This is a genomic window from Herbaspirillum sp. alder98 (genome assembly GCF_020179755.1).
Classification (GTDB): Bacteria; Pseudomonadota; Gammaproteobacteria; order Burkholderiales; family Burkholderiaceae_D; genus Herbaspirillum.
In genome coordinates this window covers 1-16,847 of the sequence record NZ_JAIUCY010000010.1, presented here as the reverse complement: position 1 = coordinate 16,847, position 16,847 = coordinate 1, and the positions used below count along the sequence as shown (strand labels likewise).

General features: G+C 62.9%; 20 protein-coding genes. 12 read left to right on the top strand and 8 right to left on the bottom strand.

Annotated elements, in window-relative coordinates; genetic code table 11:
• Positions 1-116: 116 nt before the first annotated feature.
• Positions 117-293, top strand: coding sequence for a hypothetical protein (locus LBW87_RS19305; protein ID WP_225203093.1), 177 nt, complete (start codon positions 117-119; stop codon positions 291-293).
• A 61-nt stretch (positions 294-354) separates the two neighbouring features.
• Here the strand turns inward: LBW87_RS19305 and LBW87_RS19300 are convergent, their stop codons facing one another.
• Positions 355-774 (bottom strand): CHRD domain-containing protein, encoded by a 420-nt coding sequence (locus LBW87_RS19300; protein WP_225203092.1) that lies wholly within the window; start codon positions 772-774, stop codon positions 355-357.
• Positions 775-1,052: 278 nt separating this feature from the next.
• Between LBW87_RS19300 and LBW87_RS23930 the strand changes: the two genes are divergently transcribed.
• Positions 1,053-1,178 carry a hypothetical protein gene (locus tag LBW87_RS23930; RefSeq protein WP_265113011.1) on the top strand — a complete coding sequence of 42 codons (126 nt, stop codon included), beginning with the start codon at positions 1,053-1,055 and terminating at the stop codon, positions 1,176-1,178.
• Positions 1,179-1,202: 24 nt separating this feature from the next.
• On the opposite strand, the gene LBW87_RS19295 is transcribed toward LBW87_RS23930, so the two are convergent.
• The 3 genes from LBW87_RS19295 to LBW87_RS19285 all read right to left on the bottom strand — a co-directional run bounded on the left by LBW87_RS19295 (position 1,203) and on the right by LBW87_RS19285 (position 3,973).
• Positions 1,203-2,000 carry a substrate-binding periplasmic protein gene (locus tag LBW87_RS19295; protein WP_225203091.1) on the bottom strand — a complete coding sequence of 266 codons (798 nt, stop codon included), beginning with the start codon at positions 1,998-2,000 and terminating at the stop codon, positions 1,203-1,205.
• 94 nt (positions 2,001-2,094) lie between these two features.
• Positions 2,095-2,952 carry a hypothetical protein gene (locus LBW87_RS19290; protein ID WP_225203090.1) on the bottom strand — a complete coding sequence of 286 codons (858 nt, stop codon included), beginning with the start codon at positions 2,950-2,952 and terminating at the stop codon, positions 2,095-2,097.
• Between the two features lie 160 nt (positions 2,953-3,112).
• Entirely contained in the window at positions 3,113-3,973 is an 861-nt protein-coding gene (locus LBW87_RS19285) for a LysR substrate-binding domain-containing protein (protein WP_225203089.1), read from the bottom strand.
• 152 nt (positions 3,974-4,125) lie between these two features.
• On the opposite strand from LBW87_RS19285, the gene phnD reads away from it, so the two are divergent.
• From phnD to phnX, 5 genes are read left to right on the top strand one after another with little or no spacing between them, the layout of a single operon-like run.
• Positions 4,126-4,992 carry a phosphonate ABC transporter substrate-binding protein gene (gene phnD, locus LBW87_RS19280; RefSeq protein WP_225203088.1) on the top strand — a complete coding sequence of 289 codons (867 nt, stop codon included), beginning with the start codon at positions 4,126-4,128 and terminating at the stop codon, positions 4,990-4,992.
• Positions 4,989-5,783, top strand: a complete 795-nt coding sequence (phnC, locus tag LBW87_RS19275; protein ID WP_225203087.1) for a phosphonate ABC transporter ATP-binding protein — start codon at positions 4,989-4,991, stop codon at positions 5,781-5,783. Before phnD ends, phnC begins: the two co-directional genes overlap by 4 nt.
• Complete coding sequence (gene phnE, locus LBW87_RS19270) at positions 5,783-6,604, top strand: phosphonate ABC transporter, permease protein PhnE (RefSeq protein WP_225203086.1); 822 nt, start codon at positions 5,783-5,785, stop codon at positions 6,602-6,604. The genes phnC and phnE overlap by 1 nt, the downstream gene beginning before the upstream one ends.
• 34 nt (positions 6,605-6,638) lie before the next feature.
• Positions 6,639-7,724: an iron-containing alcohol dehydrogenase PsrA gene (psrA, locus tag LBW87_RS19265; protein WP_225203085.1), complete on the top strand. Its 1,086-nt coding sequence runs from the start codon at positions 6,639-6,641 to the stop codon at positions 7,722-7,724.
• A gap of 21 nt (positions 7,725-7,745) precedes the next feature.
• Complete coding sequence (gene phnX, locus LBW87_RS19260) at positions 7,746-8,582, top strand: phosphonoacetaldehyde hydrolase (protein WP_225203084.1); 837 nt, start codon at positions 7,746-7,748, stop codon at positions 8,580-8,582.
• Positions 8,583-9,095: 513 nt separating this feature from the next.
• On the opposite strand, the gene LBW87_RS19255 is transcribed toward phnX, so the two are convergent.
• The 4 genes from LBW87_RS19255 to LBW87_RS19240 all read right to left on the bottom strand — a co-directional run bounded on the left by LBW87_RS19255 (position 9,096) and on the right by LBW87_RS19240 (position 12,829).
• Positions 9,096-9,896 carry an ABC transporter ATP-binding protein gene (locus LBW87_RS19255; protein WP_413927663.1) on the bottom strand — a complete coding sequence of 267 codons (801 nt, stop codon included), beginning with the start codon at positions 9,894-9,896 and terminating at the stop codon, positions 9,096-9,098.
• Entirely contained in the window at positions 9,884-10,657 is a 774-nt protein-coding gene (locus LBW87_RS19250; RefSeq protein ID WP_225203083.1) for an ABC transporter permease, read from the bottom strand. The genes LBW87_RS19255 and LBW87_RS19250 overlap by 13 nt, the downstream gene beginning before the upstream one ends.
• Before the next feature lie 9 nt (positions 10,658-10,666).
• Complete coding sequence (locus LBW87_RS19245) at positions 10,667-11,668, bottom strand: ABC transporter substrate-binding protein (protein ID WP_225203082.1); 1,002 nt, start codon at positions 11,666-11,668, stop codon at positions 10,667-10,669.
• 189 nt (positions 11,669-11,857) lie between these two features.
• Entirely contained in the window at positions 11,858-12,829 is a 972-nt protein-coding gene (locus LBW87_RS19240; protein ID WP_225203081.1) for a LysR family transcriptional regulator, read from the bottom strand.
• 168 nt (positions 12,830-12,997) lie between these two features.
• Here LBW87_RS19240 and LBW87_RS19235 point away from each other — a divergent pair, with 168 nt between their 5' ends.
• The 5 genes from LBW87_RS19235 to LBW87_RS19215 all read left to right on the top strand — a co-directional run.
• Positions 12,998-14,182 (top strand): NAD(P)/FAD-dependent oxidoreductase, encoded by a 1,185-nt coding sequence (locus tag LBW87_RS19235; RefSeq protein ID WP_225203080.1) that lies wholly within the window; start codon positions 12,998-13,000, stop codon positions 14,180-14,182.
• A 14-nt stretch (positions 14,183-14,196) separates the two neighbouring features.
• Entirely contained in the window at positions 14,197-14,763 is a 567-nt protein-coding gene (locus LBW87_RS19230) for a HutD family protein (protein WP_225203079.1), read from the top strand.
• Positions 14,764-14,791: 28 nt separating this feature from the next.
• Positions 14,792-15,541 carry an electron transfer flavoprotein subunit beta/FixA family protein gene (locus tag LBW87_RS19225; protein WP_225203078.1) on the top strand — a complete coding sequence of 250 codons (750 nt, stop codon included), beginning with the start codon at positions 14,792-14,794 and terminating at the stop codon, positions 15,539-15,541.
• 8 nt (positions 15,542-15,549) lie between these two features.
• Complete coding sequence (locus LBW87_RS19220; protein ID WP_225203077.1) at positions 15,550-16,485, top strand: electron transfer flavoprotein subunit alpha/FixB family protein; 936 nt, start codon at positions 15,550-15,552, stop codon at positions 16,483-16,485.
• Between the two features lie 4 nt (positions 16,486-16,489).
• Positions 16,490-16,847: NAD(P)/FAD-dependent oxidoreductase (locus LBW87_RS19215; protein WP_225203076.1), on the top strand; the 358-nt coding region annotated here is incomplete at its 3' end.

The following is a 16,847-nucleotide window of genomic DNA, read 5'->3' as shown; positions in this document are numbered from 1 at the left end:
CCTGTCTCGACTATCTCCTGGACTTCCTTACACCGGCGGCGAATGCGGACGAAATCCGCTACGAACTGCTCATCTTCTGAACCTCACCCCATCGCACGAACAGCAAGGAGAACAACATGCGTCAATTCATCGTCATCGCCTTATTGGCCGCCAGTGCAAATTGTCACGCCATGGACGTCTGGGATATTTCAATCTGGGACGGATTGCAAAGAGTGCAGCAGGAACGCCGCGACCTGATGGAAAGGCAAATGCAGGAACAGATGCGCCAAAGCCCGCTGTTTCGCCGTCGCTAAGAAAAAACCGCCACCATGGGTGACGGTTCCAGTCTCGCGCTCACACAACGGGACAACCAGCTTACTTCGGCGACAACTGCCCGCGAATCTCGCCGCCTGGATGCGCCGCGCTATGCACGTTGACGTAAAGCGTACCGGCCACATAGGCGGCATATTGCTCGTCGGACAACTTGGCCCCGGCCGGCACGCTCCAGCCGTTATCGCCATTCTTGGTCAGGCCAACGATCACCGGGCCGTTGGCGCCGGTCGCACCGGTGTGGATGTGGGCTGCCTTACCCTCGATGCCGGTCGTGGTGATGGTGCCGCTGACGCTCTTGTCGGCCGCCACGCTGATGCTGCCGGTGCCGCTGGCGGTGGAGGGATTGGCGGGTACTTCGTTGCTGCCGCGCAAATCCACATTGGCGGTTTGCGCCATGGTTACACCTGCGCTCAGCAACAAGGCGGCCAGCAATGCGCCGTGGATGGTCTTGATTCCAGTCATGCTTGTTCTCCTGATTTTTTGTAATTCACGAAATGAATGGCACGGTAGGACGATACGCAGTGTAGAACACTGCCGAAGATTTCACAGGACGGAAAACAGATAAGAATTTACCTAGAGATCAGATAACGGCCTCTCTGTTTCAACTGCAACATGAAACGTCGACCCTGACATCGGCCGGTAACCGGACCGCCGCAAGATAGACCCAAGCCAAAACGTAACGCAAAGAAGCGAAACGCCGGATTGGCCCACCATCGTCGGATCACTTTCAGGAGAACACCATGCGCCTCTATTCCACCTTCTTCATCGCCGCCGTCACCTTGTTGGCATCGACCGCCGCCCATGCCGCCGGCCGCGGCGACGACATCTGGCTGAAGATCATTCGCCTGCTTGCGCCCGGCATCTGACGTGGCCCCGGCACGATGCCCACATCACTTCTGCACCGCCGCACCGGCAGTATGCGGCGCCACCTTGAGCTGCGCCGCGTAGCGCTCCAGCACGGCGCGCAGCTCGCCGCGCTTTTGCATCAGTTCCAGTTGCGCATTGATGCGCGCCAGGTGCTTCACGCAGGGGCTGGCGTTGCTCAGCGCGAGAAAGTTATCGGTCTCGCTCACATAGGGTTGCAGCGCCACGAAGTGGTCGGCCTGGCCGCTCTGGTTAAGGTAGATCATGCCGTTGTAGTAGCCGGTGATGAAGTAGTCGACCTGGCCGGAATCGAGCCGGGTGAAATTCATGTGGGCCTTTTGCGCGGACTGTATCGTGAGATGGGCGCGCAGGAAGTCATCGAAGGGTCCGCCGAACTGGTTGCCCTGGGTGATGGCGCCACGCTTGCCGATCAGGTCTTGCCAGCCGGCATAGGCAAAGCGCCGGTCGCTGGCGACAAAGACCGAGATCGGATTGGAGAACAGCGGCACCGAAGTGAAGGAAAGAAATTTCTGGCGCTCGGGCGTGTTCTTCAGCGAAGCCACCATCGCCACATCGCCGCTCTCGGCTTCCTTGAGCACGCGATGGAAGGGGCCCACGTAGCGAACTTCAAAGGGAATCTCGAGCGCCGTCAGAACCCGCCGTGCGATTTCGATGCTGGCGCCGGTCAGTTGGCGGCCGTCATACCAGTGAAGCGGCGCATAGTCGGAGTCGGACGACACCGCCAGCTTGACGCATTCGGCCGCGCGAACCGGTGCCACGACGACCATTGTTGTCAGTAACAACGCCGCCAGGAAGGTCTTCATGATGCGTGGTTGAGAACCTGACAAGAACATATGCGCGCCCATATCTTTCGTATGTCCGTCCAGCATAAAACAGCGGGGCACGAGGATGCAAGAATCAATGTGATCGCCCGCGTCGCCATTGCAGGTACGCGAGCATCATTGCTGCGGCAGTGACGCCGACCGCCCAATTCCTGAGTTGCCAAAGAGACGGTCCCATCTGCCCTGCATATTCTGAAAAGACCTTGTACAGGAACATCTGCATCAGGTACGCCGCAAATGCGGTCGCGAGGATGACTGCTCTGGAGAGGGCGCCCGGGGTCTTGCCAACCCACTCGGCGACAAGAATTACCGGCAGCGCCAGGAAGGTCAGTTTGTCGCGATGCAACGACTTGGGGTAGATCTCGGTAATACCCAAGACAATCGCATTGAGGCTCCAGAATGCAAAGACAGCCGCCAGCACATACAAGAATGCGCCCAGGCGGCCGCGAAGGCTGCGACGTGCGCGCGAGGATTTCACTGCCGCGAAATAATGTATGGCGTCCTTGCGGCAAAGCAGCCAGGTGAAGAGCACAAGAAAAGGCAACGAAAAGAACAGCTGCACCATCAGCGGGCCATGCGCGTGCCGGTTCGCGAAAAGTATCAACACGAAACCCAGCCCTCCCTGTACGACATATGCCAGGCGCGCCCACCGCCACGCCCGCAACAGGCCGATGGCGACGATAATGGAGCTATAGCTCCACCCTTCGAACAACTGCCACTGCAATTGCGGTGCAATCGACACACCTGGCAACAGCGCTGTGTTGTGTAGATAGGGCCCGAACATCAATGCATTCACTGCAACACCCGCCGCGTTCAAGAGCAGGAGATAAGCAATCAAGGCAACGCCAGCAGGACGAGGTGCAGGTGAAGCATCAGCAGCGAGCGGCGTGATGATGGGTTCTATCGGAGAGAATTCAGGCGTTTCTGTTGTCATGGTTGAGCATATCGCTCTGTCTTCGGCCTTCGGACGGCGCAGCACAAAGAAAGAGGGAACGATACGTGGACGAATGTAATGTTAGTTTTTCGCCACTCTAACATTGTCGCCCGGCAATTAAAATCCTGGCACCTTCGCCCAGATTAGTTTTCATCCGTCGTCATTTGCTGCCCATCACCTGCATGAACGAACTCACCAGCCGCGCCTCGCGTCGCTCGGCCAGGCAATACAGATAGGTGTGGGTGCTGACCGGGTCACCTTCGATGCGCACCATGCGAAACCTGGGGTCGGCCACGAACTCGGCCTCCGACACCGTGCCCAGGCCAAGCCCGCGCGCCACCGCTTCACGCAGCGCTTCACGGCTGCCGATCTCCATCACCACCTGCGGTTTCACCCCGGCCTGCTGCAGCACTTTTTCCAGTGCCAGACGGGTGGTCGAGCCTTGCTCCCGCATCAGCATCGGCTGCCCTTCCAGTTCCGCCAGGCTGACCGATGCGCGCTTGTAGAAGGGGTGGCTGCGGTGGGCAAACAACACCACCGCATGGTCGGCGTACGGCATCGCGTAAAAACGGGCGTCATCGGTGAAGCTGGCCAGCACGGCGACATCGGTGGTGTAGCTCTCGAGATCGGCCAACGATTGCGCCGAATTGCCCAGCTTGATCGACAGCTCGACCTTGGGATAACGGGCGCGATAGGCATCGACCATCTCGATCACATGAAACGGCCCCACCGCCCCCACTCGCAGATGGCCCACATGCAAGGTGCCGGAATTGACCAGCAGGTTGAGCGCATCGAGCTCGAGCTCGGCAATGCCCTGGGCGATCGGCAACAGGCGTTGCGCGGTCTCGCTCAGGTCCAGCCGACGCCCACGGCGGTAGAACAATTCGACATTGTGCTCGCGCTCCAGCGCCTGCACCTGGGTAGTCAGGGTGGGCTGGCTCACGCCCAGCACACGGGCCGCCGACGAAAAACCGCGATGGCGGGCCACGGCCAGGAAAGCGCGAAGTTGCGATGGCGTCATCTATAGCTCCAATCAATAGTTGGATAGGATTTTTTAGATTATATCGATAACACAGCGGTCACATAGCGCCTTTAATCTACAACCTGTCCGCACCAGCAAGCGCTGTCTCCAACCCCGACTTCAGCCCGCATTCTCACCGATCAAGGATCAAGATGAAACGACGTTCACTCCTCGCGCTGTGCCTGGCCGCGCTCACTTCAGGCTTGCTGGTACAACCTGTCATGGCAGCGCCCACGCTGACGGTGGGCCTGATCCCGGCCGAAGATTCGCAGGCCATGCTGGAAAACAGCAAGCAGGTGATCGACGGCCTGCAAAAGCAGCTCGGCCTACCGGTCAAGGCCTTCATCGCCACCGACTACAACGGCATCATCGAAGCGCTGCGCGCCAAGAAACTGGACGTGGCCTACCTCGGCCCGTTCTCGTATGTGCTGGCCAGTTCGGTCGCCAACGTCGAGGCGTTTGCGGTGGCCGAAACCAAGAAGAGCGGTCGCAGTTTCTACAAGAGCATGATCATCGTGCGCCGCGATAGCGGGATCCAGAACCTGGAACAGCTGAAGGGCCGCACCATGGCCTTCGTCGATCCCTCGTCGGCCTCCGGCCACCTGTTTCCCAGCGCCGGGTTGCAGAAGATCAACATCGATCCCAACAAGTATTTCTCGCGGGTGATTTTCTCCGGTTCGCATGACGCCAGCATCCTGGCGGTGGCGAACAAGAAGGTCGACGCCGCTGCCGTGGCCGACCGTATCCTGGCCGCCGCCGTGGCCAAGGGCGCGGTGCGCCAGGACGACCTGAACGTGGTCTGGACTTCGCCCGATATTCCCGAGTCGCCGATGGTATGGCGGCGCGACCTGGACCCGGCGTTCAAGCAGAAGATCGCCGCCGCCTTCGCCGCCATCAAGGATGTGCCATGGGGCGACCAGGGCGTGCTCAATGGCTTCGTCAAGACCGATGACCAGGCCTACGACGTGGTGCGCGATACCGCCAGGATCCTCAATCTCGACCTCAAGGCGATGAAATGATCCGGATCCGATCGCTCACCAAGCAATACGGTAGCAATGCCGTGTTGCGCGGCATCGATCTCGATGTCGCCGCCGGCGAGTTCCTGGTGGTGCTGGGGCCTTCGGGCGCCGGCAAGTCGACCTTGCTGCGCTGTATCAATGGCCTGGTCGCGCCCACCTCCGGCGAACTGGTGGCGGCCGGATACGATGCCACCGACGCGCGCCGGGTGCGCCAGCTGCGCCGCAACGTGGCCATGATCTTCCAGCATCACAACGTGGTGCCGCGCCTGTCGGTACTGAAGAATGTGCTGACCGGTGGCCTCGGGCGATGCGGCACGCTGGCCTCGATCCTGCAATTGTTCTCGCGGCAGGATGTGGCGCTCGCCATGGATTGCCTGCGCCGGGTCGAACTGGAACACAAGGCAGGCGAACGCACCGATTCGCTGTCGGGCGGCCAGCGCCAGCGGGTCGGCATTGCGCGCGCGCTGGCGCAACGCCCGCAGGTGATCCTGGCCGACGAACCGGTGGCCAGTCTCGATCCCAAGACCTCGCGCCTGGTGCTGCAATACCTGCGCACCGCCTGCAGCGAACTCGGCATCACCGTCGTATGCAACCTGCATCAAGTGGATTACGCGCGTGAATTCGGCGACCGCATCGTCGGCCTGGCCGGCGGCAAGCTGGTGTTCGATGGTCGTGGCGACGAACTGCGCGAGTCTCACCTCGACCTGATCTACGCCGGGCTGGAACCGCGCGAAAATCCTGAACCAACCGTACGGCCAGCGCCCGAGCTGTCCATGCAGGGAGCGCTGTGATGAACGCCAGCTATCACGACATCGTCTGGACCGGGCCGCGTCCGCTTACCCTGCGCGCCTGGCTGCTATGCATCGGCGGCGTAATGCTTGCCGCGGCCATACTGGCGTGGAGTGCCGATGGCACCCAGCTGAGCTGGTCCGAACTGGCCAATGGCGTGCCGCAGATCGGCGACTTCCTGGCGCGTTCCTTTCCGCCTAACTGGAACATCCTCGCGCGGCTGGTGACGCCGGCCGTCGAAACCGTGCAGATTGCCTTGTGGGGCACCTTGCTGGGCGTGCTCGGCGCCATACCGGTGTCGTTCCTGGCGGCGCGCAACCTCAATCCGAACCGGGTGCTGTACCAGGGCGTGCGACAACTGCTCAATGTCACGCGCAGCATCAATGAATTGATCCTGGCGCTGGTGTTCGTGTCGGCGGTCGGCCTGGGGCCTTTTCCCGGCGTGCTAGCGTTGGCCTTGCACGGCATCGGCATGGTCGGAAAATTCTTCGCCGAGAGCATCGAGGAAATCGACGAAGGCCCGCTCGAAGCGCTACGCGCCACCGGCGCCCGTCCATTGCAGGTGATCGTCTTCGGCGTGCTGCCACAGGTCATCACGGCATGGATCGCTACCGTGCTCTACCGCTTCGAGGTCAATCTGCGCCAGGCGACCGTGCTGGGCATGGTGGGCGCCGGCGGGCTGGGCTTCGAACTGGTCAACAGCCTGAAGCTGTTCAAGTACCAGGACACCGCCACCTGCATCGTGGTGGTGACGCTGATGGTGGTGGCCGCGGATGCCGTCTCCAGCCGCCTGCGCCAGATGATCCAGGACGGCCGTCACTAACTGCACATCCATTTACCTTCATCGAGTCCAGACCATGTGGAATTATCACAACCCGGTGGCAGTGCATGCCGGCGCCGGCAGCCTGTCGCGCCTGCCCGAACTGCTGGGCCGTCGTCGCGCGCTGCTGATCACTTTTCCCGAAGCCGCCGCACTGGGCCTCGAAGACAAATTGTCGACGCTGCTGGGCGACCGGCTGGCAGGCATCGAGAATGCCGTGCAACCCAATCCCGACGTGCGCTGGCTGTGCGACATGTACCAGCGCATCTGGTCGCGCCATGCCGATGTCGATTGCATCGTCGCCTTCGGCGGCGGCAGCGTGATCGACTGCGCCAAGGTGATGCTGTGCGCCACGCCCTCGGACAACTTTGCGCCGTTGCTGGCGCACCTGCGTGACGGCATGCCACTCGACGGCGCGCGGGCCAAGGCCTTGATTGCCGTGCCCACCACCGCCGGCACCGGCAGCGAAGTCACCCCCTGGGCCACCGTGTGGGATGCCGACGCCGGCAACAAGTATTCGCTGCATCAGCCGTGGACCTGGCCGCAGGCGGCGCTGATCGACCCGCAGCTGATGCTGAGCCTGCCGCGTGAAATCACGCTTGCCAGTGGTCTCGATGCGCTGTCGCATGCGTTGGAATCGATCTGGAACATCAACCGCAACCCGGTCTCGTCCAGCCTGGCCGCGACCGCCGCACGGACGATTATCGCCACCCTGCCGGCGCTGCTGCGCCAGCCACGTGACCTGCCCTTGCGCGACCGCATGGCGGTGGCGGCGCTGCAGGCCGGGTTGGCGTTTTCCAACACCAAGACTGCGCTGGCGCATTCGCTGTCGTATGACATCACCCTGCAGCACGGCGTGGCGCACGGCATCGCATGCTCTTTTTCGTTGCCGCATGTGATGCGTCTGGCGTTCGGGCGCGACACCCAGGTCGACGCCTTGCTGCTGCAGATCTTCGGCGCCGCCTCGCCGGCGCGGGCCATCACTCGCCTGACCGAATTCCTGGATGAACTCGGCGTGTCCAGCGACCCGGCCGACTATGGCGTGGCCGACGGCTGGGACCAGCGCCTGCAACGCGCCCTGCAAGGGCCACGCGGACGCAACTTCATTGCCGCACCAGCCTGATCCATCATTGAAAGGACTACCATGACCCTGCACCACCGCCCTGCCTCCACTTCACAAGTCCAGGCCGTGATCTTCGACTGGGCCGGCACGCTGGTCGACTTCGGCTCGCTGGCGCCGACCCAGATCTTCGTCGATGCCTTCAAGAGCTTCGACATCCACATCACCTTGGACCAGGCACGCGGACCGATGGGCCTGTCGAAGTGGCAGCATATCCGCACGTTGCTGGATGAACCGGACATTGCCGCCCAGTGGCAAGCGGCGACCGGCAGCGCAGCCAGTGATGCCGATGTCGACGCTATCTATGCACGCTTCATGCCGATGCAGATCGCCAAGGTCGGCGAGTATTCGCACGCCATCGAAGGGGCGGCCGACACCCTCGCCGCACTGCGCGCTCAGGGGCTGAAGATCGGGTCGTGTTCGGGTTATCCGCGCCAGGTGCTGGACGTGCTGCTGCCGCTGGCGGCAGCCGAAGGCATTGCGCCCGACCATGTCGTGGCCGGTGACGAACTGGCCGCCGGCGGGCGGCCCGGTCCGTTCATGGCGCTGGCCAATGTGCTGGCATTGAAGGTGGGCGACGTGGCCGCCTGCATCAAGGTGGACGACACCGTGCCCGGCATCCACGAAGGCGTGCGCGCCGGCATGTGGAGCATCGGCGTGTCGTTGAGCGGTAACGAAGTCGGCTTGACGGCCGCGCAGGCGGCAGCCATGCCGGCGGCCGAACTGGCGAGACTGAAGGCGCATGCCGAAGATCGCCTGCGCGCTGCCGGTGCGCATTATGTGATCGATTCGGTGGCGCAACTGCCTGAGGTGGTGGCAGCGATCGGCCTGCGCCTGGCCGCGGGGGAACGACCGGCGTGACAGCGTTATAAGTTATCAATGCCCCGTCGTTCGTCAGGACGACAGAGGTAGCTTGATAAGTAATCCGTGGTCCCGGCGAAGGCCGGGACCCAGTGGCTTATGTAACAACATCGAGGTGCGCTGAAAGACGCTGGGTCCGGACCTTCGTCAGGACGACGGAGGTAGCTTGATAAGTAATCCGTCGTCCCGGCGAAGGCCGGGATCCAGTAACTTATGCAACAACACCGAGGCGCGCCGAAAGACGCTGGGTCCTGACTTTCGTCAGGACGACGGAGGTAACTTGATAAGTAATCCGTCGTCCCGGCGAAGGCCGGGACCCAGTGGCTTATGCAACAACATCGAGGCGCGCTGAAAGACGCTGGGTCCTGACTTTCGTCAGGACGACAGAGGTAACTTGATAAGTAATCCGTCGTCCCGGCGAAGGCCGGGACCCAGTGGCTTATGTAACAACACCGAGGTGCGCTGAAAGACGCTGGGTCCTGACCTTCGTCAGGACGACGGGATGGCGCGGTATCAATGCGCCCCTTCCAGTCCCTTCATCACCTCCACCTGTACCGTCTGCCAGATCGCGCGTTTCAACTCGATATAACGCTCTGACAATTGCGCTTCGGCTGTGCGCGGATGCGGCAGGTCATTGACGATGTCCTGCACCACGCGCCCCGGCTTGGCGCCCATGACGACCATGCGGGTCGACAGCATCAATGCTTCGTCGATCGAGTGGGTGATGAAGATGATGGTCTTGCCGCTCTTTTCATAGATCGACACCAGCTGCTCCTGCAGCACCTGGCGCGTCATCGCATCGAGCGCGGCGAAGGGTTCGTCGAACAGCATCACGTCGGGGTCGTTGGCCAGCACGCGGGCAATCGAGACGCGCTGCTTCATGCCGCCCGAGAGCTTGTTGGGGAAACTGTTCTCGAAACCCTTCAGCCCCACCATCTCGATGTAATGCTGCGCCACCTTGGCCCGCTCGGCGCGCGACACGCCACGCATCTTCAGACCGAACTCGACATTCTCGCGCACCGTCTTCCAGGGGAACAGCGCGTACTGCTGGAACACCATGCCGCAGCCGGGATCGACATCACGCACTTCGCGACCATTGACCCAGACGCTGCCGGCGCTGGTGCGCTCGAAGCCCGAGACCAGGTTGAGCATGGTCGACTTGCCACAGCCCGAGGCCCCCAGCAATACCAGGAACTCGCCCTTGGCCACCTGCAGATCGACCCGGTCGAGCACCTTCAGCTCGCCGAATGATTTGGCCACGCCGCGAAACTCGATCATGGGACGATCGGCCGCGCCGGATTTCACTTCTGCCATGACAGCACACTCCTTTGAATCAGGCGAAAGACGATATCGGTCACCAGCACGGTAAAACTGATCAGCACCATGCCCAGCACCACGGTATCGGTCTGGAAGAATTCCTTGCCGTTCATGATCATGAAGCCCAGGCCTTCCTTGGCCGCGACCAGTTCGGCCGAGATCACGCAGGTCCACGACAGGCCCAGGATCACCTTCATGCCCGACAGGATCTGCGGCATGCAGCCGGGCAGGATCACTTCGCGCATCACCTGCCAGCGATTGGCGCCCAGGTTGCGGGCGGCCCGGATCAGGATCGGGTCGATCCCCTGCGTAGCCTCGATCACGTACAGCAACGCCGGCGTGACCGCACCCATGAAGACAATGCTGTACTTTTGCGTCTCGGTGATGCCGAACCACAGCAGGGTCAGCGGGATCCAGCTCATCGACGGCAGCGGACGCAGGAACGACAGGATCGGATCAAACACGGCGCGCGCCACCTTCGACGTGCCCAGCATGATCCCCAGCGGGATCGCCACCGCCACTGCTGCCAGGAAACCCACCATCACCCGCCGCGCCGAAGCGAGGATGTTGATGATCAGGGTGTCCTGGTCCCACATGCGCAGCGCCCGTCCCAGTACCTGCGATGGCGCCGGCAGGAACACGGCGTCCACCACGCCGGCGCGGCAGATTCCTTCCCAGAGCAGCAGGAAGGTCACCAGCGACACCGCCGACAGCGTCACCAGCGCACCGCCCTGCAGCCACTCTTTCTTTTCAGCCATGCGCGTGCCTCACAGATAGGTGGTGTTGACCCACTGCCGCACCTGCGGCACGAAGTCGATCTGTTTCAGCTTGAGCAGCATTTCGGACAGCTTCTGCAGGCCATCGACGAAGTTGCCCGGCGCGACCAGCAGGGTCTTCTGGTCGGCCTGGGTGAACCACTCGGTCTGCTTGATCACGGCCAGTTGTTCTTCAATCGACAGCGAGGTCAACTCGAGCAGGATCTTGGCCGCTTCCTCGGGCTTTTGCGTCAACAGCGCATTGGCTTCGAAGATCGCCTGCAGGAAGGCCTTGACCGCCGCCGGGTTGTCGCGACCGAAGGCGGTGCGGGTCAGCAGCACGTCGGGACCGGGCGACATCTTGTAACTCTTGTAGAGCGAGAACGACGTGTCGTCGAACAGCAGCTTGGTGTTGGGCAGCGCGCGAATGCGATCGAAGGTCGGGGTCCAGGCGGCGGCAGCGTCGATCTGGTTGGCCTTGTACGCAGTCAGCAATTCGGTCGCCGGCAGGTTGATGATGGACACGTCCTTGTCCGGATTCAGGCCGGCCTGGGTCAGTACATCCAGCAGCAGCACGTGGGCGCTGGAGGCATAGGTCACGCCGATCTTCTTGCCCTTGAGTTCGGCCACGCTCTTGACGCCGTCACGGACCAGCAAGCCTTCGGCACGGCCGAAGTTGTTAGGCGTCGCAATCACCTGGAACTGCTTGGCGCCGCTGGCCATCAGCGCCAGCGCCGACACCACGCCGGTGCCTGCGATATCCACGTTGCCGGCCATCACGGCGGCCATGCGCGCCGACGAAGTGGAGAATGCCTGCCAGCGCAGGTCGATGCCGTACTTGGTCATCAAGCCGGTCTTCATGGCGATATAAGCCGAGTAATGGCCCAGCCAGGCCGAGCCGCCGTAGTTGATCACGGTCGGTGCTGCCGCGCGTGCCAGCATGGGAAAACCCATCGTGCCGGCGGCGGCCAGGGTAACGGCGTGCTTCATGACCCTGCGTCGAGTCTGGTTCATTGCTTGCTCCTTAGCTTATAGGTGGAATCGCTCGGTGTGACACGGCGATATTACTGACGGATGACGCCCGTCCCGACCCGCTTAAGGAAAACTAATACAAACTAGTTGCAGAGCTAATTTAGCTGCGCTGCAGCGGTGCGCGCACGCCCTGCGAACGTGCATGCGCGTGGTGCATTGCACCGTCCGCTGTCATTTCCACGAGAACGCATCCTTGGGCAGCCCCGGCAAGACCCGGCGAATCGCCGGCGATATCTTGTCCTGCAGCGCCTGGCGGGTCAGCGACGAGACCTCTTCGGCCAGGCTGTTCCACTCGCCCTCGCGCGACAACAGGAAGAAATTGCGCCGCCCCAGCTGGCTGGCCGGCAACGGCACCAGCACCACGTCGGGCAGGCAATGACGCGACTGCCACAGACACAGCGGCGTGGTGACCGCATAGCCGAGGCCCCAGGCCACCAGGTTCAGCATCGGGTCGGTGGCGTCGAATTCGAGCCGGCGCGGCGCGTCCAGCTTGATGTGCTTCAGGTAGCGCTCGATCTGCTGGCCGATCACCGAGCGGCGCGTATAACGCAATAGCGGCAGGCTTTGCAGGGCGCTTTGATAACCGGCGGCATCATCCCCGTGCTGTTCGGCCACGCTCTTCGGAATCACTGCCACGAAGCACTCCGAGAACAGCAGGCGCTGTTCGATGCGCAGGTCATTGACGTTGGATTCGGTGCAGACCGCCAGGTCCAGTTCACGCCGCTGCAACTGCTCGCTGAGAATCGGGGTCAGGCCCGACCAGAGCGAGATCTGGCGCGCATTGCGCGAGATCGCCTGGACCAGGATCGGCCCGATCGTGGCCGAGAACGAATCGACCCCGCCCAATCGTATCTGGGCCATCTCCGAACGCGACGCATCGATCAACCGTTCATTGACGCGTTGCGCATGTTCCAGCAGTCCCTGCGCCAGGTCGAGCAGCAGGCGGCCGGCCGCGGTCGGGCGCGAGGGACGGAATTCACGGTCCAGCAGCACCATGCCGCTTTGCGTCTCCAGCGACTTGATCAACTGGCTGATCGCGCTTTGCGTCACGCCCAGCTTGCGCGCAGCCTCGATCATCGAACCGCCCTCGCAGACCGCCACGAAGGCTTGCAGGGCGTGCAGATCGAATGGCATATCAGACATGGTGAATCCTCTATATAGGGCGCAATGCGGTGACGCATGATGAATCGAAAGAACTTAAGCCGGGCTAATGTTACCCGCACTTCTTCAAAACATTAGTTTCTCTAATGCTGGCGCAGGCGCTGCTTTTTTCGGTTCACACTGCCAGCCATTCTGATTGAAGAGGAAGCCATGAACACTTATGACGCCATCGTGATCGGGGCCGGGGTAATCGGTACCTCGACCGCGTTCCATCTCGCCCAGCTGGGCGCCCGCAACGTGCTGCTGCTGGACCGCAAGACCGTCGGCGAAGGGACCACCTCGCAGTCGTCCGGCATCCTGCGCACGCACTACTCGGTGCAGGAAAACGTGGAACTGGCGCAGTTGTCATGGCAAACCTTCAACCGCTTCGCCGAATACGTGGAAGACGACGAGGCCTCGTGCGGGCTGGTCAAGTGCGGATACATGATCTGGGCGCCCGAAGGCGACAAGCTGGAGCCGCTGCGCGCCTCGCTCAAGGCGCAGCAAGAGCAAGGCATTCCGCTGCAAACACTGGACCCGGCCCAGGCCCGTGAACTGCTGCCGATCGCCCGCTTCGACGACGCCGCGCTGATCAGTTTCGAGCCGGAGGCCGGCTTTGCCGATGCCTATCTGGTGGCGACGTCGTTCGCCCGTGCAGCACGCCGACGCGGCGTGACAGTCAAGGAAGGCGTCAACGTCGAGCGCCTGATCATCGAGCATGGCCGGGTGGTCGGCGTCGATACCAGCGCCGGGCGCTTCCTGTCGGGTACCGTCATCAGCACCCAGAATATCTGGACCCCCGAACTGGCGGCCTGGACCGGCCTGACCCTGCCGGTGCGCGCCGAGCGCCACACAGTGCTGGCACTGGAAGGGCCCGAACCCTACACCTTCAACATGCCGGTCTTCAAGGACCTGGCATCGAGCGGCATGCTGTACGGACGCAGCTATGGCGGCACCCAGATGCTGGTGTCGGAAGGCGTGGTCGGCGAAACCCTGGACAGCCCCGACACCGAGCAGGGCGACGTGTCGCTGGACGCCATCGTGGAAATCGGCGCCCAGGTCGCCGAGCGCTTCCCCAGTTACGAGACGGCAGGCCTGGCCACGTCGTGGACCGGCGTCTACGACGTCACCCCCGACTGGAACCCGGTGCTGGGCAAATTGCCGGGCGTCGAGGGCCTGTTGACCGGCTTCGGCTTTTCGGGACACGGGTTCAAGTTGTCGCCTGCCGTCGGGCGCATCCTGGCGCAGGAAGCCCTGGGCCTGGCCACCGACGTCTCGCTGGCGCCGTACTCGATCGAGCGCTTCGCCAGCGGCAAGCTGCTGGTCGGCAAATACGGTTCGGGCGCGGTGTCCTGAGCACGGCAACGGCCATGCAGATCATCACCCTGGCCGAGTGCGTGGCAACGCCGTGGCGCAACGGCGGCGGACTGACCCGTGCATTGGGCTCTGGCCATGCGCCCGGGTCGACGCCACACCCGGACGGTTTCGACTGGCGCATCAGCCTGGCCGAGATCGCCGCCGACGGGCCGTTCTCTACCTTCCCCGGCATCGACCGTCATGCCCTGCTGATGGGCAACGGCGCAGTCGAATTGTCCGGGCCTTCGGCGGCGGTGATGGCGCGACCCTTGCTGCCGATCAGTTTTCCCGGCGAGCTCGAACTGGGCGCGCGGCGCCAGCCAGGCACGGTGCAGCCCCGCTTTCTCAACCTGATGGTGCGCCGTTCGGCATTGCGCGGCGAAATACGTATCGTCACCCGGCGCTGCGGTATCAATGATGCCGTGGCCTGGGCGCTGGTGCCATTGACGGGCGCCTGGCAATTGTCGGGACGACCGCTCGAACCCGGCCAGGCCGCGCTGGGACACGGCAGCGATCTCGACCTCGCACCGCATGCCGTCGACGCCCGCGCCGCGTTGATCCTGGTGCGTCCCCTCCCCTGACTAACCCCTTGCCTGAGTGAATCAATCCATGAAGATACTTGTTGCAGTAAAACGTGTCGTCGACTTCAACGTGAAGGTGCGCGTCAAATCGGATGGCACCGGCGTCGATATCGGCAACGTCAAGATGAGCATGAATCCGTTCGACGAGATCGCGGTGGAAGCGGCCGTGCGACTCAAGGAAGCCGGCATCGCTACCGAGGTGGTGGCAGTCTCGTGCGGCCCCGCGCAATGCCAGGAAACCTTGCGCAATGCCATGGCCATCGGCGCCGACCGCGGCATCCTGGTCGAGACCGGCGACGAGCTGCAACCGCTGGCGGTGGCCAAGTTGCTGCACGCGGTGCTGCAGCAAGAACAGGCACCGCTGGTGATCGTGGGCAAGCAGGCCATCGATGACGACAGCAACCAGACCGGCCAGATGCTGGCGGCACTGGCGGGCATGCCGCAGGCGACCTTTGCGTCGTCGCTGCAGATCGTCGATGGCGAAGCCATCGTCAGCCGCGAGATCGATGGCGGACTGGAAACCGTGGCGCTGAAACTGCCGGCCCTGGTCACCACCGACCTGCGACTCAACGAGCCACGCTATGTGACCCTGCCCAACATCATGAAGGCCAAGAAGAAGCCGCTCGATACGCACACCCCGCAGTCGCTGGGCGTCGATATCACGCCGCGCCTGAGTACGCTGAAAGTGGCCGAACCGCCGGCACGCGCGGCCGGCGTCAAGCTGCCCGACGTCGCCGCCCTGGTGGCCAAACTGAAGCACGAAGCCAACGTCATCTGAGGAACATCATGCCGGTCCTGATCATTGCCGAACACGACAACCAATCCATCAAGAACGCCACCTTGCACGCCGTGACCGCCGCTGCTCAATGCGGCGACACGCTGCACCTGCTGGTGTGTGGCGACCAGTGCGCTGAAGCTGCACGCGCGGCCGCTGCCATCGCCGGCGTCCACCGCGTGCTGGTGGCCGATGCGCCGCACTTCGCCCACGGCCTGGCCGAGAACCTGGCGGCCCAGGCATCCAGCATCGCCAGGCAATACAGCCACGTCGTGGCCACCGCGACCGCCGCCGGTAAAAACGTCCTGCCACGGATTGCCGCCGCGCTCGACGTGGCGCAGGTCTCCGAGATCACGCGGGTGATCGCCGCCGACACCTTCGAACGCCCGATCTATGCCGGCAACGTAATCGCCACCGTGCGCTCGTCGGATGCGATCAAGGTAGTGTCGGTGCGCGCTACCGCCTTCGAGCCTACATCGACAGAAGGCGGCAGTGCCGAGATCGTGGCATTGGAGGCGGTGGCCGAGTGTGGCCTGTCGCGTTTCGTGTCGCGCCAGACCACCTCCAGCGGCCGCCCCGAACTGGCGTCGGCCAAGATCGTGGTATCGGGTGGCCGTGGCCTGGGGTCGGGCGAGAACTACGCGCAGATGCTGGAGCCGCTGGCCGACCGTCTCAATGCCGCCCTGGGGGCATCGCGCGCGGCCGTCGACGCCGGCTATGTGCCCAACGATTACCAGATCGGCCAGACCGGCAAGGTAGTCGCGCCCGACCTGTATATCGCCGTCGGCATTTCGGGCGCAATCCAGCATCTGGCCGGGATGAAGGACGCCAAGGTGATCGTCGCCATCAACAAGGACGGCGATGCGCCGATCTTCTCGGTGGCCGACTACGGCATCGTGGGCGACCTGTTCGAACTGGCGCCACAACTGGTCAAGCAACTGGGATAAGGCAATGCTGCAACAATACGGCCCGCGTGAGGCCATGGAATACGATGTGGTAATCGTCGGCGGCGGCCCGGCCGGCTTGTCGGCGGCGATCCGCCTCAAGCAACTGGCGGCGCAATCCGGCAAGGAAGTCGGCGTCTGCGTGCTCGAAAAAGGCAGCGAGGTCGGCGCCCATATCCTGTCGGGCGCGGTGATGGACCCGCGCGCGCTGAGCGAACTGATCCCCGACTGGAAGGAACAAGGCGCGCCCCTGAACGTGCCGGTCACCGAAGACCGCTTCCTTTTCCTGTCTGCCAGCAAAGCCTACCGGACCCCGTCCTGGCTGTTGCCAGCCTGCTTCCAGAACCACGGCAACTATGTCATCT